Below are 21,500 nucleotides of genomic sequence, written 5' to 3'. Positions count from 1 at the left end.
CCCGGTCAGAGGGGCGTATCGCGATCGTCACGAACGTGGGGTGAGCTGCGGTGGACGCTAGTCACATCGGCGCGACGGGTTTTGCAGGGCGGGCAACCGTGAGCGAAAGACGTCGCGCACACGACCGGTGTGGTCTGCGTACGGCAAAACCGTGTCGTCCTGGCGCCCGGGGTCTGTGCGCCAAGTCTTGCAGTGATGTGGCGGCCCGACCGGGTGCGCACATCAGCCATCTGCAAGGCGACGGGGGCAATAGTGCATCGCTCCCCGGGGAGAACTCGGCATAAGCCGTCAAACCACTGCGCAGGGAAGGCCGGATGTTTTGGCTTCACCTGTATGCCGCTGTGCAGCTCTTCGTAGCGCAACCTTCGCACAGTGGACCGTGGGTGCCGGCCGGCACCCGGCCTTCCCTGCGCCCTCTGACAAGAGGGTGTCGAGATGAAGCAAAGCTCGGGCGAGAAAAGCCGCGAGGATGCGAAGGTGTGCCTGGATGCGTAGGATGGGTAGAGCACTTGCGAAACCCATCATCTTCTCTCCTCGGAGAAACATGATCGGTTTCGCTTCGCTCTACCCATCCTACGAATGACGATGTTGAAATGCTCACCCGCCTCTTTGTGAGTTGTGCTGTCGTCCCGAGCAGCTACGATGCGCCCGCTTCCGGAACACGGGAGCCAGCAGCGACCGGGAGGCGACATGAGCGAACAGGAACGCAAAGTCAAAGGATCGGATCTGTTTGTTGCGGCACTGGAGAATGAAGGTGTCGATCGCATTTTTGGCGTGCCCGGCGAGGAGAACCTCGATCTCGTCGAATCGCTCCGCACCTCCAAGATCGAGCTGGTCCTGACGCGCCACGAGCAGGCCGCGGCCTTCATGGCCGCTACGCACGGCCGTTTGACCGGCAAGCCCGGCGTATGTCTGTCGACACTCGGGCCTGGCGCACTTAACCTCTCCACCGGTGCTGCCTATGCGCATCTCGGCGCGATGCCGATGATCCTGATCACCGGCCAGAAGCCGATCATGAGCAGCCGGCAGGCGCGCTTCCAGATCGTGGACGTGGTCGCGACCATGAAGCCGCTGACAAAGCTGTCGCGGCAGATCATCAGCGCCTCCAGCATTCCGACCGTGGTGCGCGACGCCTTTCGCGTGGCGATGGAGGAGCGGCCCGGGCCGGTGCATCTCGAGCTGCCCGAGGACATCGCCGGCGACGAGGTGCCTGCCGTCCCCGTGATCCCGATTCACCCGATCGAAATCCCTGTCGCCCATCGCGCTGCACTCGATCGTGCGGCCGAGATGATCCTGGCCGCACAGCGTCCGCTGGTGATGATGGGAGCTGCGACCAGCCGGCCGCGCTCGACCCACGGCATTGCGAGCTTCGTGCGGCGGACCGGCATTCCCTTTTTCACCACGCAGATGGGGAAGGGCACCGTGCCCGGCGGCACCAATCTTTACATGGGCACCGCGGCGCTGTCCGAGCGCGACTATGTCCACGATGCGATCGACGCCGCCGACCTGATCGTGGCGATCGGTCACGACCCGATCGAGAAGCCGCCTTTCATCATGGGACCGTCGGGGCCGAAGGTCATTCACGTCAGCTACACCTCGGCCAGCGTCGAGCAGGTCTATTTCCCGGATGCCGAGGTCCTCGGCGACGTCGGCCCGAGCCTCGAGCTGCTCGCCGATCGGCTCGAAGGCAAGCTGCCGCAGGCGGCGGCGCTGCTGCCGCTGCGTGAGAAGATCCTTGGCCACATCGCCGACCGCGCTACCGAACAGCGCTGGCCGCCGACGCCGCAGCGGATCGTCCACGACATCCGCCAGGTGATCCCCGAGAACGGCATCGTCGCGCTCGACAACGGCATGTACAAGATCTGGTTCGCGCGCAACTACCGCACCCGTGTCGCCAACACGCTGTTACTCGACAATGCGCTGGCGACCATGGGCGCAGGGCTGCCGTCGGCGATGATGGCGGCGATGCTCTATCCCGACCGCCGCGTGCTCGCGGTCGCCGGCGACGGCGGCTTCATGATGAACAGCCAGGAGATGGAGACGGCGGTCCGCCTCAAGCTCAACCTCGTCGTGCTGGTGCTCGAGGATAACGCCTACGGCATGATCCGCTGGAAGCAGGCCGTCGATCATTTTGCCGATTATGGCATGACCTTCGGCAATCCGGATTTTGTCCTCTACGCGCAGTCTTATGGCGCCAAGGGCCATCGCATCGCGAGCATCGATAGTTTCGGCCCGACGCTCGATGCCGCCTTCAAGGAAGGTGGCGTGCATCTGGTCGTGATCCCGATCGATTATTCGGAGAACGTGCGGGTGCTCGTGGATGAGCTGCGGGCGCATGAGAAGGCGAAGGTGTGAAAGCCACGGTCTCGTGCCCCGGACGCAGCGCAGCGCCACTTCGGCGGTGCGCTGCAGAGCCGGGGCCCATCTATCTGCGAGCGTTGCGGCTTTCTGGGTCCCGGCTCTGCGCAGCAACGCCATCGGCGCGTTTACGCGCGTCTTCGACGCACTATGGAGCGTTGCAGCGCGTCCGGGGCACGAGAGGAACGACCGCACTTGTGCTGCGCGCCCCGATCTCCGACATTTCCAATCACCCAACCAACCACAGGAATATGAAATGACTCGCGTTCGTTGTGTCACCGAGATGGGCATGGGCGTCGACGTTCACGGCAGGGACGCCACCAAGGCCGCGAAGCGCGCGGTGTCGGATGCGATCAGGCATTCGAGCCTCGGCTTCTTCCGGATGATCGGCAAGACCGCGAACGACATGTTCGTCGACGTCACGATCGCGGTGCCCAATCCTGAAGCCGTCGACAAGGAGGCGGTGGCCAAGGAGCTTCCTTACGGCACCGTGACCGTCAACGCGGTCAAGGGCGGGCTGGAGATTCCTTCGGCAACGGAACAGGCCAACGACCCCATTCTGATCGCCAATGCGGCGGTGATCGTCAGCTTCGAGAAGGATTAGGTCCGGTGTCCGACAGCGATGAGCGGCTTCTGGATCGCCCGATCTGGAGTGCGCTGACGACGAGCCAGAAGCATCTGGCGGAGCGCGGGCCGCGCGCGATGCGCTATCCCGAGGATATGACGCCGTTTGCCGACATGGTCGACATGTCGGCGGCAAGCTTTGCCGCGCTCGGCGATCTCATGTCGGGATCACAGGTGGCCGCGCTGTTCACGCCGGAGCCGGTTGTCGTTCCCGACGGCTTCAAGGTCGTACTGGCCGAGACCGGCGAGCAGATGATCGGCTCGCCGGCCGAAAGCCCGCTTCGCGAGGCCGAGATCGTCACGCTCGGCAAGGCGGACGTTCCCGCCATGATGGCCCTGACTACGCTGACCAAGCCGGGGCCGTTCGCCGCGCGGACGCACGAGCTCGGCACGTTCCTCGGCATCCGCGCTGGCGGCGAGTTGGTCGCGATGACCGGCGAGCGGATGAAGCCGGGCAAGTTCACCGAGATGACGGCGGTCTGTGTGCATCCGGATCATCGCGGCCGCGGTTACGCGCAGGCGCTGCTGTCGGCCGTCGCGCGCCAGATCGAGGCGCGCGGTGAAATTCCGTTCCTGCACGTGTTTTCCAGCAACGCGTCCGCCATTGCACTCTATCAGCGGCAGGGCATGCGGATCCGTCGTCGCCTTCATGTCACGGCGCTGATGAAGCAGGAATGACGGCCCGGTGGTTCGCGCCGGGCCGCAAGCCTCAGGTCTTGTAATCGACGAGCAGCGAACTCGCCGAAGACGAGTTGGAGTTGCCGCTGGAGCTGTAGGAGGTCGACTGGCTGGTCGCGCTCTGAAGCATCGCGATCAGCTCCTTCATCAGCTCCGCAGTGGTAGTGGAAGACGAACTGGACGAGGAATCGGTCGAGGATGTGGAGTCTGTGCTAGTCGTGCTCGATGAGTCACTGCTTCCATCCGGCGGCGGAGGCGGGCCACCGGCGTCGCCGGAGAACGTGTTGGCGAAGACGTTCTTCAATTCGCTGGCCTGGTCGCTGGTCAGCTTGCCGCTCGACACCTCGTTCTGGAGGAGATCCTCGATCTTGGACTGCATCTCGTCGGACGAGGGCGGCGAGGATGAGCTCGAACTGGAGCCGGAGCTGGATGCGCCGCTCTTGAGCGCGGAATCGATGTCGTCGAGCGCGGAGGAGAGCGCCGATTCGTCGCTCGAGCTGATCGTGCCCGCCGAGATTTCCTTGGTGAGCTCGCTCTTAAGGCGGTCGAGCGGGGAGTAAGAATTGGTAGTCGTTGCAGAGATCGAGGTCATTGCTGGTCACCCCTGGTGAAAATGAAGATACGCGGAACATGGGGTGAGGCTAAAGGTCGCGCGATTAATGAGGTCTTTCCGCGGGGATTGCAGTGCTTTTCGTTGTGTTGCTCGCCCCGGGACGAACACGCGGCGAAACAAAAATGTGGGTTTTTCGGCGCGTCCGGAGCCTAGTGCAAACGGACTTCCCCGCAGCCGATTCGTCGTTATATCCATCTCAACCAATTCAGGGAGGCCGAACTTCATGGACGCCAGGGCAACTGATTTTTCCGCCGTGCGGACAGCGATGCAGCGCTATGTCGATCAGGAGATCATCCCCGGCGCGTCCTGGGCGGTGCTGCGCGGGCGCGAGGTGGTCGACCAGCAATGCGTCGGCTTCGCCGACCGCGAGGCGAAGACGGCGCTGCGGCCCGACCACATTTTTCGCGCGTATTCCAACACCAAGATCTTCGTCACATGCTCGATCATGCTGCTGGTCGAGGAGGGCCGCATCGGGCTCGATGACACGGTCGAGAAATTCCTGCCGCAGCTCGGCGATCGCAAGGTCTTGAAGCAGGGCGCTTTGAGCCTTGCCGATGTCGAGCCGGCGAACAGCCCGATCACAATCCGGCAGCTTCTGACCCACACCTCCGGCCTCAGCTACGGCATCTTCGATCCCGGTTCGGTGCTGTTCAAAGGTTACAACGCGGCGGGCGTGCTCAATCCGCTGACGCCGCTGACCGACATGATCGACAAGCTCGCCGATCTGCCGCTGTCCTATCATCCCGGCACGGCCTGGGAGTATTCGGTGGCGACCGACGTGCTCGGCCGCGTCGTGGAGGTCGTCTCGGGAAAATCCCTCGATGCTTTCCTCAAGGCGTGGATATTCGATCCGCTCGGCATGACAGACACCGGATTTTTCGTGCCCGAGGCGCAGCAGGGCAGGCTGGTTGCGCACTACACCGGCGCCGATGTGCTCGATCCCATGAAGCCGGGCCTGACGCGCGCCGACAATCTGCCTTATCCGCAGGCCTATCGGCGGCCGTTCCCGCGGCTGTCGGGTGGTGGCGGTCTGGTCTCGACCTTGCCTGATATGCTCGCGCTGGTGCGCGCGCTGCTACCTGGATCGGATGCGCTGCTGAAGCCCGAGACGTTGCGGCAGATGATGACGAACCAATTGCCCGCGGGGCAGACCATCCGCTTTGCCAATCTCGGCCCGATCCCCGGCAAGGGCTTTGGCCTCGGCGGCGCCGTCACCTTTGCGCCAATGCCGTTCGATCCCGCAAATTCCACCGGGGAATTCCAGTGGGGCGGGCTTGCCGGCACCCATTGGTGGATTTGTCCCGAGGCCAACACCGCCGGCGTTCTGATGGCCCAGCGCCACATGGGCTTCTGGAATCCGTTCTTCTTCGAATTCAAGCGTCTGGCCTATCAGGCCGTCGGAGGCTGACCGCGAAAAATTGTCTGCTGCCGCGAATCCTTTCCGGCCATCGCGCCCTCTTAGTGATCGAGGCAGTGAGCCTCGGCTCATCTCGGAGGATGCGATGGCGTTTTACAGGAAGAACATCGGCGGTCTCCATCAGGCGGTGCGGGTCCTGCTCGGAATTGCAGTTGCAGTGGCCGCCTTCGTCTATTTCACAGGCGCTGTCGCCTGGTTGATTGCGCTCGGTGGTGCCGGGTTCGCTTTGACGGGGCTCGTCGGCTATTGCCCGATGTGCGCGATGGCCGGGATCGGGCGAGGAAGGGTGTCGTGAGCGCGGCTGCGATCTCGCCAAGCCTGTTCGAGGCGGCGCGGCTCGGCGATCCCCAGGCGATCGCGCGCCTGCTCGAGACGGCGCAGCCGGATATCCGCCGCTACGCGCGCGCAACCTGTCGCAGCTCGGCCGATGCCCAGGACGCGACGCAGGAGGCGCTGTGGATTTTGTTTCGCCATGTCGGGACGATCCGTTCGCTGTTGGCGATCTCGGGCTGGCTGTTCCGCGTGGTCCGCCGCGAATGCCTGCGGCTCGCTCGCAAGGCCGGCCTCGCGTCGGCGATCGACGACAGTGAGGCGGAGGCGCTTCTGCTGTCGCGCCCCGAGGCCGACCTGCGGCTCGACGTGGCTGCGGCCTTCGAGGCGCTGTCGCCGCAATATCGCGATGTCGCGCTGATGCGCGACGTCAAGGAAATGACCATCGACGAAATCGCCGTCGCACTCGGCGCGTCCCGGCAAGCCGTCAAGGCACGGCTGCATCGCGCCCGCGCCCTGATGCGCGAATATCTGACGAGGTGAGCCATGGCCGATTATCAAACGCCTGACGATCTGAAATCCATCCCGGCCTTCGTCGCGCTGGCGCCGGTCGAGGCGAATGCGTTCATTGCGTTCAACCATGCGGTCGAGCGTAAGGACGGCTTGATCCCGCCGAAATATCGCGAGCTTATTTCGCTGGCAGTCGCGCTCACCACGCAGTGCGCCTATTGCCTCGACGTGCATACGTCGCAGGCGGCGAAGGCCGGCGCCACACGCGAGGAGGTCGCGGAAGCCGCATTGATCGCGGCGGCCGTGCGCGCCGGCGGCACGCTCGGCCATGCGCTATTGGCGCAACGGCTGTTTGAGCGACATCGCGGCGAAGGTACCGAATGAGCAAACGCTGATAAGCGGGCAGGATCGCACGCGTGCCAAACTATCTTGGACTCGACGGATTTCGTTTCGGCTGGGTTGCTGCGTGGATCGACGAGCATGGCGATCACGGCTTTGATTATTCGCCGGGCCTGACGCGTTTGCTCGCGATGCCGCATGCGCGGGCGATGATCGACATGCCGATCGGATTGAAGCCGAGCGGCTATCGCATCTGCGACCTGCGAGCGCGGGCATTGGTCGGCGCTGCGGTGTTTCTCGGCGCGCGACGTGATCTCTGGAAATTCCCGGACATGGCGACAGCCAATCGCCACTACTGGGAGCACGAAGGCAAAGGTAAGGGCGTGTCGGCGCAACTCTGGAACATCCGGGACAAGATTCGGGACGTCGACGAGATCATGACGCCGGCGCGGCAGGCGAAGATCGGCGAAGCGCATCCGGAATTGATCTTCTGGAATTTGGCAGGGCGCGCTCGGCTTGCGAAGAAGACATCCTCGGAAGGCCGCGAACAACGCATCGCGCTTCTGGAGAGATGCGGTTTCACACGCTTGCCAAAATGGCTGACGCAGCGACACGGCACCGGTATCGGCCGTGACGATCTCATTGACGCTTGTGCTTGTGCGATTGCGGCGCGCGACAGCAAGCAGCGTGTCGGCGGTGAGGAGACGGATCCGCGCGGGCTGCGGATGGAGATCAATTATTGAGGCCGCCGGCCGACGGGATAGGAATCGGGAAAAAGTGGCAATTTATTTGACATGTGCAGGAACTGTCGACGGTCGGTCCGCGTTCCCCGTGCAATCGATTCAGAGAAGCTCGTGCGATGAATGATACCAGTCAGTTCGCGACCGCGATGCTCGCGCTCGTTTTCATCGGAGCGCTGCTCTTCACCGGGCAGCTCTTCATCGAGCAGCGTGCGCAGCGCGATATGACTTACGCCACCAGTCATTTGCCGCGGCCATTGTGACCCGATCCCGTGCGGGAAATGATCTGACCACTCGACCTTGCGTCGTTCGTCAGCTCGCCTAGATTAGGCGGCATTTCGTGAACGAACCTGGGGTCCAGATGTCCGATCTTTCCTCCTTTGCCATCACCAAGCGCTGGCCGGCCAAGCATCCGGAATTGCTTCAGCTCTATTCGCTGCCGACGCCGAACGGCGTCAAGGTCTCGATCATGCTGGAGGAGATAGGGCTTCCCTACGAAGTCCATCTCGTCGACTTCGGCAAGGACGATCAGAAGACGCCGGAATTCCTCTCGCTCAATCCGAACGGCAAGATCCCGGCGATCCTTGATCCCAACGGTCCCGGCGGCAGGCCGTTGCCGCTGTTTGAGTCCGGTGCGATCCTGCAATATCTCGCGGAGAAAACCGGCAAGCTATTGCCGGAAGATGCCGCGCGTCGCTACCAGACGCTCGCGTGGCTGCATTTCCAGATGGGAGGCATCGGGCCGATGTTCGGCCAGGTCGGCTTCTTCCACAAATTCGCCGGCAAGGATTTTGAGGACAAGCGGCCGCTCGAGCGTTACGTCGGCGAGTCCAAGCGCCTGCTCGGCGTGATGGAAACGCATCTCGCGGGCCGGCAATGGTTCATGGATGACGACTACACCATCGCCGACATCTCCATGCTCGGCTGGGTGCGCAATCTCATCGGTTTCTACGGCGCCGGTGATCTCGTCGGGTTCAGCCAGTTCAAGTCGGTTGCCGCGTGGCTCGAGCGGGGGCTGGCGCGGCCGGCCGTGGAGCGCGGGCTGAATATTCCGAAGCGGCCTTGAACCTAGCTCAGCGCCTTGTGGGTCATGTAGAGCGCCATCAGCGAGACCAGGGCGATCATGGCCCGGCGCAGCGCCGATTTGCTGACGCCATTGGCCATGCGTGCGCCGAGATCGGTCCCGATCCAGAGGCCTGCAACGATGCCGGCGATGGCCGGCCAGCCGACCATGAGGCCCTTGCTCCAGTAGATCCAGGCCGCCGGAATGTTGGTCGGGATCACCGAGAAGATGAGACTGACGAGCTGCGCCTGATGTTGGGGCACGCGAAGCCCGGCGGTGAGGCCGACCGTGATCGCGAGACCGCCGCCGATGCCCATGAAGCCGGAAGAAAAGCCGGCCAGCGTGCCGATGAGGAACAGGGGGAGCCAATGCAGTTCGTCGCTGTTGCGGGTCTCGCTGCTCCCGTTCTTGCTCTCACCGCGCAGGATCAGCAGAACGATCAACGCGACGAGATAGACGACATAGGTCCATTGCAGGACCGGGTCGGACACCGCGGCCGCGGCATAGCCGCCGCCCGCACCACCGGCGAGAAATCCGATGCCGATCCAGACGATCCACAGCAAGGGACTGCGATTGCCGTTCTGCCAGTAGCGGCGCACGCCGGCGAGACCCGTCGGAGGGATTTGCGTGATCAGCGACGTGCCCTGGGCGACGTGTTGCCCCGCCCCGAGCAGCAGTACAGAGAAGATCACGAGGCCGCCGCCGGGGCTCGTGCCCGTGAAACCCGATGCCAGCCCTGCGACCAGACCGACACCGCCACCGGCGATGAGTTCGTGAAGCCAGGACATCATTTACGTCCTGGTTCGTCGTTTGATATCGGGCCTACTGCGGAATCCTTCGATCACGCCGGCCACCGCCGTCATGCAGGCCTCGACCTCAAAATCCTCGCCCCAGCATTTTTGCAGCACAAAGCCCTGGAAGATCGCGATCAGCACGCGCGCGATCGCATTGGCATCGAGATCGCGCTTGATCAGGCCGTCGTGCTGGCCGCGCTCGACCAGCGCGACGATCAGCGCGCGCGGCATGTCGATGCCTTCGACGACGCTGGAGCGGACGCGGCGGTTGCGCAGCGCCTCGGCCCAGCCATGGATGCCGACGCGACGGCGCGCTTCGCCCGTGGGATCGGTGAGCCATTGCGCGTAGACGCGCACCAGCGCGAGCAGGCCTTCGATCGGATCGCCCGATCCCTGCGCAACCGAGTTGAGCACGGCCTCGCGGCGATGCCGGTCGTCGGCGAGCGCTTCGATCAGATCGTCCTTGCTCTGGAAGTAGAGATAGACCGCGCCGTGGCTCAAGCCCGACCGTTTGACGATGTCGGCCATGCCGGTCTGGTGAAAGCCGTCCTCGGCGAAGCAGGCAAGCGCTGCTTCGAGGATCTGCTGCCGCCGGCCTTCGCGCTGCTTGGCGCTGATCTTGGGCATTTTGGCCGTCCATAAATAACTGACAGATCGATCGTTTTAGTAATTTACGAGAGGGGTCTCAAAGGTGTCGATCGAAATAAAAAAACGATCGGTCAGTCATTTTTATTAGCAAACGCGATTTTGGTCAAGTCCGGGCCGTCCGGAGTTGGGAAACAGAGGGTAAACCGCTGTTAGAGCGCCGGCAGACGCGGCGCTGCAGCTCGATCGCGCGCGGCTAAAACAGCCGTCCGCCGTTCGGCACGGGCTTGCTTGGCTGCACCAGCACGACCTTGCCATCGGCATCGGGAAAGCCGAGCGTCAGCACCTCCGACACGACAGGTCCGATCTGGCGCGGCGGGAAATTGACGACCGCCGCGACCTGTTGGCCCACCAGCGTCTCGAGCGGGTGGTTTTCGGTGATCTGCGCCGAGCTCTTGCGCACGCCGATCGCGGGGCCGAAGTCGATCCACAGCCGCCAGGCCGGCTTGCGCGCCTCCGGGAACGGCTTTGCATCGACGATGGTGCCGACCCGGATGTCGACCGCAAGGAAGGTGTTGAAATCGATGGTCGGTGATACGGCCGCGGCGGGATCGTGGGTGACGTGCATCATGTGTCCGTTCGGCAGAGGTCGAGAGCTTCGTTCGCAATATTGTCGCGCGAACCGGAGTTTCGTACAACGCCGCAGCCGAAGCACCACGCATGCACGAGGGACTGGTCTTGCCCAACATCATCTACGGCATCAAGAACTGCGACACCATGAAGAAGGCGCGCACCTGGCTCGATAGCCATGGCGTCGCGTATGAATTCCACGACTACAAGGTGGCGGGCGTCGAGAAGGACAAGCTCAAGCAGTGGAGCGACAAGGTCGGCTGGGAAGCGCTGCTCAATCGCGCCGGCACGACCTTCAAGAAGCTTCCCGATGCCGACAAGGAGGGCCTCACCGAGAGGAAGGCGCTGGCCTTGATGCTAGCGCAACCATCGATGATCAAGCGGCCGGTGCTGGAAGTCGGCGGCAAGCTGCTGGTCGGCTTCAAGCCTGATATCTATGCCAAGGACGTCACGGCCAAGTAGGACCAAATCGCGCTGGCGCTAGTTCAGCTCGACAATCTCGGTGGTAACGCCGGGCTGTTCGGCAAACTCGACGACGTCGGCCGCGGCGATGCGGCCGGGCGCGCGATGAAACAGGTCGCGATCGATCATCGCGCGCAATTTCGGCCGCGGCAGCGCGTCATTTCCGCGCATCAGATTCTTGATCTCGAAGCCGCCGTCCTCGCAGAAGGTCTTGAGCGAGGCGATGATGTGGCAGACCTTGCCTTCGGTCTGGAACGGCAGCAGCAGCCGTTCGTAGGCAACCACACGTCCATAGATGTCATCGACGTCGGCAACGCTATAAACCGGCAGCCCGCGCGCCACGCATTCATGATAGATCGGCATCACGAAGGGCACGAGCCGCGGCCCGATATATTCATCCAGCAGAACGCCCTTGCCGGTATGTCCATAGGCGCGCGAGATGCGCGTGCCTTCGCTCTGGATGGTGAGGTGTGGCGTCGGTGTCGAAAGGTCCACCGTATAATAGATGAGATCGGACAGCTCTTCCTCGAGCCGCGCGGGCTGATACTCCCAGATCGCCGGTGCGGTCTGCTCGCGCGCATAAAGTCGCAGCCACGTGTTCAGGAGATCACGCTGCCTGATCGACTTGACGACGGAGGGAGCGGCGCTCGCAAAATCCAAGACAAAATTCCCGACGTATAAAAACCCGCGCATGATGCACCTTGCGGGAAAATTTTCTATGAAGGCTGGCGCGCGGGACGAAAGACCGTTAACGACGGCTTGATGACCGGCGCCTTGTGAACCGGGAGGCCGGGCAGGCGACATCGAAAACACGTCCGACTAAGGGAGCATAAGTCTCTCGGCCGGAGACCTGATCTGCTCAGCTTTCCGCCTTGCCTAACCCCCGTCACCTCCGGCATATTCCGCGCCCGGAGGCGGCGTTCCGGGATAGGCTCCAAGGCCCCCGGTAAGCCGAAGCAACTAAGGACAGCCACGCGTATTACGCGGGCAGGGGGAAATCTGTTTGGCCGATGAGTTCATTCTCGAAACGGAAGGCTTGACCAAGGAGTTCGCGGGCTTCTTCGCCGTCCGCGACGTTGCGCTCAAGGTCCGCCGTGGGAGCATTCACGCGTTGATCGGCCCGAACGGCGCCGGCAAGACGACATGCTTCAATCTTCTGACCAAGTTCCTCAAACCGTCCGCCGGAAAAATCCTGTACAAGGGGCAGGACATTACCGCGATGGCGCCGGCCGACGTGGCTCGCCTGGGACTGGTTCGTTCGTTCCAGATCTCGGCGGTATTTCCGCATCTCACCGCGCTGGAAAACGTCCGTGTCGCGCTTCAGCGCCAGCACGGCTCTTCGTTCGATTTCTGGCGTTCCAAGTCCGTGCTGAACCAGTTCAACGATCGCGCGCGCGAACTGTTGAACGATGTCGGCCTCAGCGAGTTTGCCAACACGCCCGCGGTCGAGATGGCCTATGGCCGCAAGCGCGCACTCGAGATCGCAACCACGCTCGCGCTCGACCCCGAGATGATGCTGCTGGACGAGCCGATGGCCGGCATGGGCCACGAGGACATCGACAAGATCGCAGCGCTGATCAAGCGCATCTCCGCGAAATACACCATCCTGATGGTCGAGCATAACTTAAGCGTCGTCGCCAATCTCTCCGACATCATCACCGTGCTGACGCGCGGGCAGGTGCTTGCGCAGGGCCATTACAGCGAGCTCACCAAGGACGAGCGCGTCAAGGAAGCGTATCTGGGAGCTGGTCATGCCTGAGACTGCAACCGCGGACGCTCCCGCAAAGACTGCTGCCGGCGGCAACATCCTTCAGGTGCGCAACCTGGAAGCCTGGTACGGCGAGTCGCACATCCTGCACGGGATCAATTTCGACGTGAACGCGGGCGAGGTCGTCACCCTGCTCGGGCGCAATGGCGCCGGCAAGACGACCACGCTGAAGTCGATCATGGGTATCATCGGCAAGCGTACCGGCGCGGTGAAGTTCAACAACCAGGACATCATTCGCACGACCTCCGACAAGATCGCGCGGATGGGCATCGCGTTCTGCCCGGAAGAGCGGGGGATATTCTCCAGTCTCGACGTGCGGGAGAATTTGCTGCTGCCGCCGGTGGTCCGCCCGGGCGGATTGCCGCTGGAACAGATCTTCGATCTGTTTCCGAACCTGAAGGAGCGGCTCAACAGCCAGGGCACGAAACTGTCGGGTGGCGAACAGCAGATGCTCGCGATCGCGCGCATCCTGCGCACAGGTGCGAGCTTCCTGATGCTGGACGAGCCGACCGAGGGCCTCGCGCCCGTCATCATCCAGCAGATCGGTCACACCATTGCGCGGCTCAAAAAGGAGGGTTTTACCATCCTCCTGGTCGAGCAGAACTTCCGCTTCGCATCGACCGTCGCCGATCGTTATTACGTGGTCGAACACGGCAAGATCATTGACGGATTTTCCAACGCGGAGCTTGCCGCCAACATGGACAAGCTCCACACCTATCTCGGCGTCTAGAACGGCCAAGAAAAACGGCGAAGAGAAAATTCACGAGGGAAGTCACATGAAAAAGTCGATTGCATCGTTTCTGCTCGGCACGGCGTTGGCCGTGACCACCGCGGGCGCAGCCTTCGCGCAGGACAAGACCGTCAAGATCGGCGCGCTGTCCGATCAGTCCGGCCTCTATGCCGATCTCGGCGGTCCCGGCTCGACGCTCGCAGCCCAAATGGCCGTTGAGGATTCCGGCCTGGCTGCGAAGGGCTGGAAGATCGACATCATTTCGGGTGACCACCAGAACAAGCCCGACATCGGCACCGCGATTGCGCGGCAGTGGTTCGACGTCGACAAGGTCGATGTCATCGTCGACGTGCCGAACTCCGGCGTGGCGCTCGCCGTCAACAATGTCATCAAGGAAAAGAACGGCGTCTACATCAACTCGGGTGCGGCGACCTCGGATCTCACCAACGCGCAGTGCTCGCCCAATACCGTGCACTGGACGTACGATACCTACATGTTGGCCCACACCACGGGCCAGGCGCTGGTGAAGGCCGGCGGCGACAGCTGGTTCTTCCTGACCGCGGACTACGCCTTCGGTGCGGCGCTCGAGCGCGACACCACGGCCGTGGTCACCGCCAACGGCGGCAAGATCGTCGGCGGCGTCAAGCATCCGCTGAATACGCCGGACTTCTCGTCCTTCCTGCTCCAGGCGCAGGCCTCCAAGGCCAAGATCATCGGCCTTGCCAATGCCGGCGGCGACACCACCAACACGATCAAGCAGGCGGCCGAGTTCGGCATCGTCAAGGGCGGCCAGAAGCTCGCGGCGCTGCTGCTGTTCCTCACCGACGTCAAGGCGATCGGTCTGGAGACCGCGCAGGGCCTCAACTTCACCGAGACGTTCTACTGGGACATGAACGACCAGACCCGCGCATTCTCGAAGCGCTTTGCCGCCAAGATGAAGAGCAGCGCGCCCCCGACCATGGTGCAGGCGGGCGTTTATGCCGGCGTGCGCCACTATCTCAAGGCGCTGGAAGCGCTCGGCGGTAATCCGCATGACGGCGTCAAGGTCGTCGAGAAAATGAAGTCGATGCCGACCGAGGACGATCTGTTCGGCAAGGGCGAGATCCAGCCGAACGGCCGCACCATCCACAGCGCCTATCTGTTCGAGGTGAAGACGCCCTCGGAGTCCAAGGGGCCGTGGGACTTCTACAAGCTGGTCGGCACGGTGCCGGGCGACCAGGCCTTCACGCCGCTCTCCGAGAGCAAGTGCGCGCTGCTGAAGAAGTAAGACCAACAGCCCGCCGGCCGTGAGCCGGCGGGCGCCTCTAGGGAACGCCGAAGGGACTGGGTGCTGGATCGATGCAGGCTCTCTACGCACAGCTACTGGTGGGACTGATCAACGGCTCGTTCTACGCGCTGCTCAGTCTCGGGCTTGCCGTGATCTTCGGCATGCTCAACATCATCAATTTCGCCCATGGCGCGCTCTACATGATGGGCGCCTTCGTCGCCTATTTCCTGCTGAGCCTTGGTGGCATCAACTACTGGTGGGCGCTGCTGCTTGCGCCTGTCATTGTCGGCATCTTCGGCATGATCCTGGAACGGACCATGCTGCAATGGCTGACCGGGCTCGATCATCTCTACGGCCTGCTGCTCACCTTCGGCATCGCGCTGATCGTTCAGGGCGTGTTCCAGAACTATTTTGGATCGTCGGGGCTGCCTTACGCCATTCCGGACCAGCTCAAGGGCGGCTTGAACCTCGGCTTCATGTTCCTGCCCGTCTATCGCGCCTGGGTCGTCATCTTCTCGCTGGTCGTGTGTATCGCCACCTGGTTCCTGATCGAGAAGACGCGGCTTGGCGCCTATCTGCGGGCTGCCACTGAAAATCCGACGCTGGTGCGCGCCTTCGGCATCAACGTGCCGCGCATGATCACGCTGACCTACGGTCTCGGCGTCGGCCTTGCCGCGCTGGCCGGCGTGCTCTCGGCGCCGATCAACCAGGTCCGGCCGCTGATGGGCGCCGACCTCATCATCGTCGTGTTCGCGGTGGTGGTGATCGGCGGCATGGGATCGATCATGGGCTCCATCATCACCGGCTTTGCGCTCGGCGTGATCGAGGGCCTGACCAAGTATTTCTACCCCGAGGCCTCCAATACCGTCGTGTTCGTGCTGATGGTGCTGGTGCTCTTGGTGAAGCCAACGGGATTGACGGGGAGGGCGGCCTGATATGACAGCCTTGACGGACGATACGCTGCCGGTAACCCCGCGCGCGATGCGTGACGAGATGGTCGTATTCGTGGTGATGGCGCTGCTGCTGGCGTCGGTGCCTTTTACGGGAGTCTATCCGTTCTTCGTGATGCAGGCACTGTGCTTTGCGCTGCTCGCCTGCGCCTTCAACTTGCTGATCGGCTACGGCGGCTTGCTGTCGTTCGGCCACGCGATGTTCCTCGGTACCGCCGGCTATTGCAGCGCGCATGCGCTGAAAGTGTGGGCGCTGCCGCCGGAGCTCGGCATCCCCGTCGGCATTGCTGCGGCTTTCGTGCTCTCGCTCATCACCGGGTATATCTCGATCCGCCGGCAGGGCATCTATTTCTCGATGATCACGCTGGCGCTGTCGCAGCTGCTGTACTTCATCTACCTCCAGGCGCCGTTCACCCATGGTGAGGACGGCATCCAGGGCATTCCGCAAGGGCGCATGTTCGGCGTCTTCGATCTCTCCAAGCCGACGGTGCTTTATTATGTCGTGCTGGTCGGCTTCCTCGCCGGCTTCCTGCTGATCTACCGCATCATCAACTCGCCGTTCGGCGAGGTGCTGAAGGCGATCCGCGAGAACGAGCCGCGCGCCATCTCGCTTGGCTACCGGACCGACCAGTACAAGTTCCTGGCGTTTGTCCTGTCGGGGACGCTGGCGGGCTTTGCCGGCGCGCTGAAAGTGTTCGTGGCGCAGAATGCCTCGCTCACCGACGTGCACTGGTCGATGTCCGGCGAGGTCGTGCTGATGACGCTGGTCGGCGGTCTCGGCACCATCTTCGGCCCCGTGGTCGGCGCCTTCGCGATCATCGCCATGCAGCAATATCTGGCGAGCTTCGGCCAATGGGTGACGGTGATCCAGGGCTCGATCTTCGTGATCTGCGTGCTCACATTCCGCCGCGGCGTCATCGGCGAAATCGCGCATTACTTCCGTCGTTCGCTCTAAGTCATTGATTTTAATTGAAATTAGCCGCCGCGTGAAAGCGGTGGATGATCCGGCTCCGCGGGCGTGAGGTGACACGCGCGCGGATTGAAAATGGTCTATGACAGTTTTGTGACGGCCCGTTCGGGCCGGGCCATTTCCAACCGGTAGCCACTCCCCATGATGCGATGGTTTCGCGCGTTCCTGCCCAAGGAAGAACGGTTCTTCGACCTGTTCGACCGCCATGCCCAGACCGTAATCCAGGGCTCGATCGCGCTCCAGGGCGTGCTGAACGGCGGCGAGGAGACGCCCGTCTTTTGCCAGCGCGTCAACCAGTTCGAGAACGACGCCGACAACATCACCCGCGAGGTGCTGACGGCGGTGCGCCGCACCTTCATCACCCCGTTCGACCGCGGCGACATCAAGAACCTCATCACCTCGATGGACGATGCCATCGACCAGATGCAGCAGACGGCGAAGGCCGTGATGCTGTTCGAGGTCCGCACCTTCGAGCCACCGATGCGCGAGATCGGCGCGCTGCTGATCGAATGCGCCAATCTGGTGGGACGTGCGCTGCCGCTGATGCAGGAGATCGGCAAGAACGTCGCCATGCTGACCGCGATCACGGAAGAGCTGACCAAGCTGGAGGGCCGCGTCGACGATCTCCAGGATATCGGACTGAAGGAGCTGTTCCTGAAGCACCGTGACGGCAACGCGATGGACTTCATCGTCGGTGCCGAGATCTACGACCACCTCGAAAAGGTGGCCGACCGCTTCGACGACGTGGCGAACGAGATCAACAGCATCGTCATCGAGCAAGTTTAGGGCAGGGCCGCGCCGTGGATGCTGCGTTGGGTCTTCCCGTCCTGGTCGGATTGATTGCCGTCGCGCTGCTGTTCGACTTCCTGAACGGCCTGCACGATGCCGCCAATTCGATCGCGACCATCGTTTCGACCCGCGTGCTGCGGCCGCAATTCGCGGTATTCTGGGCCGCGTTCTTCAATTTCGTTGCCTTCATGGTGTTCGGCCTGCACGTCGCCCAGACCATCGGCACCGGCATCATCGATCCTGCGATTGTCGATGCCCAGGTGATCTTCGCGGCCCTCGTCGGTGCCATCGTCTGGAACCTCGTGACCTGGGCGCTTGGCATTCCGTCCTCGTCGTCGCACGCGCTGATCGGCGGGCTCGTCGGCGGCGGCATGGCCAAGGCGGGCATTTCGGCGGCGGTGTGGAGCGGATTGTCCAAGGCGGTGCTCGCGATCGTGCTGTCGCCGCTGGTTGGCTTCCTGCTTGCGATGATGCTGGTGGCGATCGTGTCCTGGCTCTCGGTGCGTTCGACGCCGTTTGCTGTCGACCGAGCCTTCCGCATCCTGCAATTCGCGTCCGCCTCGCTCTATTCGCTCGGCCATGGCGGCAATGACGCCCAGAAGACCATGGGCATCATCGCCGTACTGCTCTATTCGCAGGGCCATCTCGGCGGCGAATTCTCGGTGCCGTTCTGGGTGGTGCTGTCCTGCCAGGCGGCGATGGCGCTGGGCACGCTGATGGGCGGCTGGCGCATCGTCCGCACCATGGGCCTGCGCATCACAAAACTGACGCCGATGCAGGGTTTTTGCGCCGAGACCGGGGGCGCGGCGACCCTGTTCATGGCGACCTTCCTCGGCGTTCCCGTCTCGACCACCCACACCATCACCGGCGCGATCGTCGGCGTCGGTGCGGCCCGCCGGGTCTCGGCGGTGCGCTGGAACGTGGCAAGCTCGATCGTCTATGCCTGGGTGATCACCATTCCGGCCTCGGCCATCGTCGCGGCCCTGACCTGGTGGGCGGTCAAGATCTTCGTCAGGTAACGAATTTCAGCCCCGCGATGCCGGCGACGATCAGGGCGATGCTGGCGAGGCGGAACGCGGTGGCGGGCTCGCCGAACAGGATGATGCCGAGTGTCGCGGTCCCGACCGCGCCGATGCCGGTCCAGACCGCATAAGCAGTTCCGACGGGCAGCGATTTGAGCGCTATCCCGAGCAGAATGACGCTGCCGGCCATGGCCACGAGCGTGATGATGGACGGAACCAGCCTGGTAAATCCCTCGGTGTATTTCAGGCCGATCGCCCAGGTGATCTCGAGAAGACCGGCGACGAACAGGATGCTCCAGGCCATGAGGACCCTCCATTCAAGGCAGGCTCGTCCCCGCGGCTGATGTGCTGATAAGCAGGAAGGCCGTCCTCCCCCAAGGTCAATATGACCAAGGCCGATATGGGGCCGGTCGAAGGGCCCCGCAATCACCAAATCAGGCTTGATCCGGCCCATTTTCCCTGCCAAACGCTGCCGCCATGTCCGACATTGCCACCACCACAGCCGAATCGCCGGCCCGTTCCCCGCTTGCCGCTGAAGTGGCGCGGCGGCGCACTTTTGCGATCATCTCGCATCCGGACGCCGGCAAGACCACGCTGACCGAAAAACTGCTGCTGTTCGGCGGCGCCATTAATCTCGCCGGTCAGGTCAAGGCCAAGGGCGAGCGGCGCAACACGCGCTCGGACTGGATGAAGATCGAGCGCGAGCGCGGCATCTCGGTCGTGACCTCGGTCATGACCTTCGAGTTCGAGGGCCTCGTCTTCAACCTGCTGGACACGCCGGGCCACGAGGACTTTTCGGAAGACACCTACCGGACTCTCACGGCCGTCGATTCCGCCGTGATGGTGATTGACGCCGCCAAAGGTATCGAGGCGCGCACGCGAAAGCTGTTCGAGGTTTGCCGCCTGCGCGACATCCCGATCATCACGTTCATCAATAAAATGGACCGCGAGAGCCGCGACGTGTTCGAGCTGCTCGACGAGATCGAGAAGACACTGGCGCTGGACACCACGCCGATGACCTGGCCGGTCGGCCGCGGCCGCGACTTCCTCGGCACCTATGACGTCGCCAATGGCGGCGTGCGCCTGCTCGAAGGCGGCGGCGCCAAGACGGGCGCGGCCCAGCAGATCGAGATCGCCGAGCTCGGCAAGCTCAATGCGAACCTCGATGTCTCCGCGGTGAAGGAGGAGCTTGAGCTCGTCACCGAGGCGTCGAAGCCCTTCGAGTTGGAGGCGTTTCGCGAGGGACATCTGACGCCGGTCTATTTCGGCAGCGCGCTGCGCAATTTCGGCGTCGGCGACCTGCTGGAAGGCCTTGGCAAATTCGCGCCCGAGCCGCGCGCGCAGGACAGCGACCAGCGCAAGGTCGAAGCCACCGATCCGCGCATGAGCGCCTTCGTGTTCAAGATCCAGGCGAACATGGACCCGAACCACCGCGACCGCATCGCGTTTGCGCGGCTCTGTTCCGGCAAGCTCAGCCGCGGCATGAAGGCCAAGCTCGTGCGCACCGGCAAGAGCATGCCGCTGTCGAGCCCGCAATTCTTCTTTGCCCAGGATCGCTCGGTGGCGGATGAAGCCTTCGCCGGCGACGTCGTCGGCATTCCCAACCACGGCACCCTGCGGATCGGCGACACGCTGACCGAGGGCGAGGATTTCAACTTCGTCGGCGTGCCGAGTTTTGCGCCGGAAATCGTCCGACGCGTCCGTCTCACCGACGCGATGAAGGCGAAGAAGCTGAAAGAGGCGCTTCAGCAGATGTCGGAAGAGGGCGTTGTGCAGGTGTTCCGCCCGCGCGACGGTGCGCCGGCGCTGGTCGGTGTGGTCGGCGCGCTCCAGCTCGACGTACTCAAGGCGCGGCTGGATGCGGAATATTCGCTGCCGGTCGAGTTCGAGGTCAGCGAGTTCCAGCTCGCCCGCTGGGTCTCCTCGGAGGACCGCAAGAAGCTCGACACCTTCATCGCCGCCAACACGTCGAGCATCGCCGACGACGTCGACGGCGATCCCGTGTATCTGGCGCGGAACGAGTTCTATCTCGGCTACACCAGGGAACGCGCCGAGGGCATCGAGTTCACCAACGTCAAGGACGTCAAGAAGAAGGGGTAGGCGTGCCCCAACTTCGGCTGTCATGCCCCGGCTTGACCGGGGCATCCAGTATGCAGCGCCCCCTCGATTCAATCACAAATGTCACGGAGTACTGGGTCGCCCGTCAAGCCGGGCGACGACAGCGGGGTTGAACGCGAGCATGTGAACAGCCGCAGGGTTGACGGGATCATCTGCAATGCCACGTTCCACCCATATGATCTTGCGAGCTCGCATCATGTGGCGCGGCATTCTCGTTCTCATACTGCTGGCGATCTCGACCGTTGCCGCCGACGCGCAGCGCCGCGAGATCAATCCGATCCCGTTTTCGCACGAGCCGTGCAGCGTGCTCGACGGTCGGCCCTGCACGCCGTCCTATTGCAGCCCGCTCGAGCCCGGCCCCTGCATTCCCGAGATCGATTATCCCTACGGCCAGAATCTCCAGCTCACGGTCGAGAGCGTGCCGGCGGAGGCTGATCGCGCCAAATATCAAAGGCCCGATCATGATCTCGATACGATCGGTGACCTCTTCGCCGAGTTGCGCACCTGCTGGTCGCCGCCGCCGTCAGACAATGCGCGCGCGGGTATGCAGATGTCGGTGCGCTTCAGCTTCAACAAGGCGGGCGGCCTGATCGGCCCGCCGCGGCTCACATATGCGACCGCTGGCGTCCCGGCCGACACGCGGACGACTTATCTCAACGCGATCAATTCGTCGTTGAAGGCCTGTCTGCCGCTGAAATTCACCGGCGGCCTCGGCGGCGCGCTGGCCGGGCGGCCGATCGCGATCCGCTATGTCGATAATCGAGAGCTGGGCAAGTAGCCGCATTAGTTGCGACCGGCGGCCA

Annotated in this window: 26 protein-coding genes; 20 read left to right on the top strand and 6 right to left on the bottom strand. The window is 63.1% G+C overall.

Translation table 11 applies throughout. The annotated features are described in order from the left end of the window. Positions 1-690 precede the first annotated feature (690 nt). From B5V03_RS26615 to B5V03_RS26605, 3 genes are all read left to right on the top strand, one after another. Positions 691-2,355: an acetolactate synthase large subunit gene (locus B5V03_RS26615; RefSeq protein ID WP_129273327.1), complete on the top strand. Its 1,665-nt coding sequence runs from the start codon at positions 691-693 to the stop codon at positions 2,353-2,355. Between the two features lie 259 nt (positions 2,356-2,614). Next, complete coding sequence (locus tag B5V03_RS26610; RefSeq protein WP_129273326.1) at positions 2,615-2,962, top strand: Lin0512 family protein; 348 nt, start codon at positions 2,615-2,617, stop codon at positions 2,960-2,962. Positions 2,963-2,967: 5 nt separating this feature from the next. Next, entirely contained in the window at positions 2,968-3,660 is a 693-nt protein-coding gene (locus tag B5V03_RS26605; protein WP_129273325.1) for a GNAT family N-acetyltransferase, read from the top strand. Positions 3,661-3,691: 31 nt separating this feature from the next. Here B5V03_RS26605 and B5V03_RS26600 read toward each other — a convergent pair whose 3' ends face one another. Further along, positions 3,692-4,252, bottom strand: a complete 561-nt coding sequence (locus B5V03_RS26600) for a hypothetical protein (protein ID WP_129273324.1) — start codon at positions 4,250-4,252, stop codon at positions 3,692-3,694. Positions 4,253-4,496: 244 nt separating this feature from the next. On the opposite strand from B5V03_RS26600, the gene B5V03_RS26595 reads away from it, so the two are divergent. The 7 genes from B5V03_RS26595 (at position 4,497) to B5V03_RS26570 (ending at position 8,615) form a co-directional block, all read left to right on the top strand. Beyond that, on the top strand, positions 4,497-5,681 hold the full coding sequence (locus B5V03_RS26595) for a serine hydrolase domain-containing protein (RefSeq protein WP_129273323.1): 1,185 nt from the start codon (positions 4,497-4,499) through the stop codon (positions 5,679-5,681). 94 nt (positions 5,682-5,775) lie between these two features. Further along, on the top strand, positions 5,776-5,985 hold the full coding sequence (locus tag B5V03_RS26590; protein WP_164988300.1) for a YgaP family membrane protein: 210 nt from the start codon (positions 5,776-5,778) through the stop codon (positions 5,983-5,985). Then, positions 5,982-6,503 (top strand): RNA polymerase sigma factor, encoded by a 522-nt coding sequence (locus B5V03_RS26585; RefSeq protein ID WP_129273322.1) that lies wholly within the window; start codon positions 5,982-5,984, stop codon positions 6,501-6,503. The genes B5V03_RS26590 and B5V03_RS26585 overlap by 4 nt, the downstream gene beginning before the upstream one ends. A gap of 3 nt (positions 6,504-6,506) precedes the next feature. Further along, positions 6,507-6,854 carry a carboxymuconolactone decarboxylase family protein gene (locus B5V03_RS26580; RefSeq protein WP_129273321.1) on the top strand — a complete coding sequence of 116 codons (348 nt, stop codon included), beginning with the start codon at positions 6,507-6,509 and terminating at the stop codon, positions 6,852-6,854. Between the two features lie 32 nt (positions 6,855-6,886). Then, on the top strand, positions 6,887-7,552 hold the full coding sequence (locus B5V03_RS26575; RefSeq protein WP_129273320.1) for a DUF429 domain-containing protein: 666 nt from the start codon (positions 6,887-6,889) through the stop codon (positions 7,550-7,552). A 116-nt stretch (positions 7,553-7,668) separates the two neighbouring features. Then, a complete protein-coding gene (locus tag B5V03_RS41675) occupies positions 7,669-7,812 on the top strand; it encodes a hypothetical protein (protein ID WP_164988299.1) in 144 nt (47 codons plus the stop codon). A gap of 98 nt (positions 7,813-7,910) precedes the next feature. Further along, entirely contained in the window at positions 7,911-8,615 is a 705-nt protein-coding gene (locus tag B5V03_RS26570; protein WP_129273319.1) for a glutathione S-transferase family protein, read from the top strand. A gap of 2 nt (positions 8,616-8,617) precedes the next feature. Here B5V03_RS26570 and B5V03_RS26565 read toward each other — a convergent pair whose 3' ends face one another. From B5V03_RS26565 to B5V03_RS26555, 3 genes are all read right to left on the bottom strand, one after another. Continuing rightward, positions 8,618-9,400, bottom strand: coding sequence for a sulfite exporter TauE/SafE family protein (locus B5V03_RS26565; protein WP_129273318.1), 783 nt, complete (start codon positions 9,398-9,400; stop codon positions 8,618-8,620). Between the two features lie 3 nt (positions 9,401-9,403). Continuing rightward, positions 9,404-10,033, bottom strand: a complete 630-nt coding sequence (locus tag B5V03_RS26560) for a TetR/AcrR family transcriptional regulator (RefSeq protein WP_129273317.1) — start codon at positions 10,031-10,033, stop codon at positions 9,404-9,406. Positions 10,034-10,247: 214 nt separating this feature from the next. After that, positions 10,248-10,619: a tRNA-binding protein gene (locus tag B5V03_RS26555; RefSeq protein WP_129273598.1), complete on the bottom strand. Its 372-nt coding sequence runs from the start codon at positions 10,617-10,619 to the stop codon at positions 10,248-10,250. Positions 10,620-10,729: 110 nt separating this feature from the next. Between B5V03_RS26555 and B5V03_RS26550 the strand changes: the two genes are divergently transcribed. Next, positions 10,730-11,083: an ArsC family reductase gene (locus tag B5V03_RS26550; protein WP_129273597.1), complete on the top strand. Its 354-nt coding sequence runs from the start codon at positions 10,730-10,732 to the stop codon at positions 11,081-11,083. Between the two features lie 18 nt (positions 11,084-11,101). Here the strand turns inward: B5V03_RS26550 and B5V03_RS26545 are convergent, their stop codons facing one another. Next, the gene (locus B5V03_RS26545; RefSeq protein ID WP_129273316.1) at positions 11,102-11,776 is read right to left on the bottom strand and encodes a hypothetical protein; all 675 of its coding nucleotides are present in this window, start codon (positions 11,774-11,776) and stop codon (positions 11,102-11,104) included. 310 nt (positions 11,777-12,086) lie between these two features. On the opposite strand from B5V03_RS26545, the gene B5V03_RS26540 reads away from it, so the two are divergent. The 7 genes from B5V03_RS26540 to B5V03_RS26510 all read left to right on the top strand — a co-directional run bounded on the left by B5V03_RS26540 (position 12,087) and on the right by B5V03_RS26510 (position 18,576). Continuing rightward, positions 12,087-12,842: an ABC transporter ATP-binding protein gene (locus B5V03_RS26540; RefSeq protein WP_129273315.1), complete on the top strand. Its 756-nt coding sequence runs from the start codon at positions 12,087-12,089 to the stop codon at positions 12,840-12,842. After that, positions 12,835-13,581, top strand: coding sequence for an ABC transporter ATP-binding protein (locus B5V03_RS26535; protein WP_129273314.1), 747 nt, complete (start codon positions 12,835-12,837; stop codon positions 13,579-13,581). The genes B5V03_RS26540 and B5V03_RS26535 overlap by 8 nt, the downstream gene beginning before the upstream one ends. A 46-nt stretch (positions 13,582-13,627) precedes the next feature. Further along, positions 13,628-14,848, top strand: coding sequence for an ABC transporter substrate-binding protein (locus B5V03_RS26530; protein WP_129273313.1), 1,221 nt, complete (start codon positions 13,628-13,630; stop codon positions 14,846-14,848). A 71-nt stretch (positions 14,849-14,919) separates the two neighbouring features. Continuing rightward, the gene (locus B5V03_RS26525) at positions 14,920-15,783 is read left to right on the top strand and encodes a branched-chain amino acid ABC transporter permease (RefSeq protein ID WP_129273312.1); all 864 of its coding nucleotides are present in this window, start codon (positions 14,920-14,922) and stop codon (positions 15,781-15,783) included. A gap of 1 nt (position 15,784) precedes the next feature. Then, entirely contained in the window at positions 15,785-16,753 is a 969-nt protein-coding gene (locus B5V03_RS26520; protein ID WP_129273311.1) for a branched-chain amino acid ABC transporter permease, read from the top strand. A 156-nt stretch (positions 16,754-16,909) separates the two neighbouring features. Continuing rightward, positions 16,910-17,554, top strand: coding sequence for a DUF47 domain-containing protein (locus B5V03_RS26515; protein WP_129273310.1), 645 nt, complete (start codon positions 16,910-16,912; stop codon positions 17,552-17,554). A 14-nt stretch (positions 17,555-17,568) separates the two neighbouring features. Continuing rightward, positions 17,569-18,576 carry an inorganic phosphate transporter gene (locus B5V03_RS26510; RefSeq protein WP_129273309.1) on the top strand — a complete coding sequence of 336 codons (1,008 nt, stop codon included), beginning with the start codon at positions 17,569-17,571 and terminating at the stop codon, positions 18,574-18,576. Here B5V03_RS26510 and sugE read toward each other — a convergent pair. Beyond that, entirely contained in the window at positions 18,569-18,883 is a 315-nt protein-coding gene (gene sugE / locus B5V03_RS26505) for a quaternary ammonium compound efflux SMR transporter SugE (RefSeq protein WP_129273308.1), read from the bottom strand. The genes B5V03_RS26510 and sugE overlap by 8 nt on opposite strands. Before the next feature lie 173 nt (positions 18,884-19,056). On the opposite strand from sugE, the gene B5V03_RS26500 reads away from it, so the two are divergent. Together B5V03_RS26500 and B5V03_RS26495 are read left to right on the top strand one after the other, a co-directional pair. After that, positions 19,057-20,679, top strand: coding sequence for a peptide chain release factor 3 (locus B5V03_RS26500; RefSeq protein WP_129273307.1), 1,623 nt, complete (start codon positions 19,057-19,059; stop codon positions 20,677-20,679). Positions 20,680-20,893: 214 nt separating this feature from the next. Further along, complete coding sequence (locus B5V03_RS26495; RefSeq protein ID WP_129273596.1) at positions 20,894-21,475, top strand: hypothetical protein; 582 nt, start codon at positions 20,894-20,896, stop codon at positions 21,473-21,475. The last annotated feature ends 25 nt before the right edge of the window (positions 21,476-21,500 follow it).

It is taken from the genome of Bradyrhizobium betae (assembly GCF_004123905.1).
Lineage (GTDB): Bacteria > Pseudomonadota > Alphaproteobacteria > Rhizobiales > Xanthobacteraceae > Bradyrhizobium > Bradyrhizobium betae_A.
Note: the sequence above shows the minus strand (reverse complement) of the source record. Positions and strands in the feature narration are given on the sequence as shown.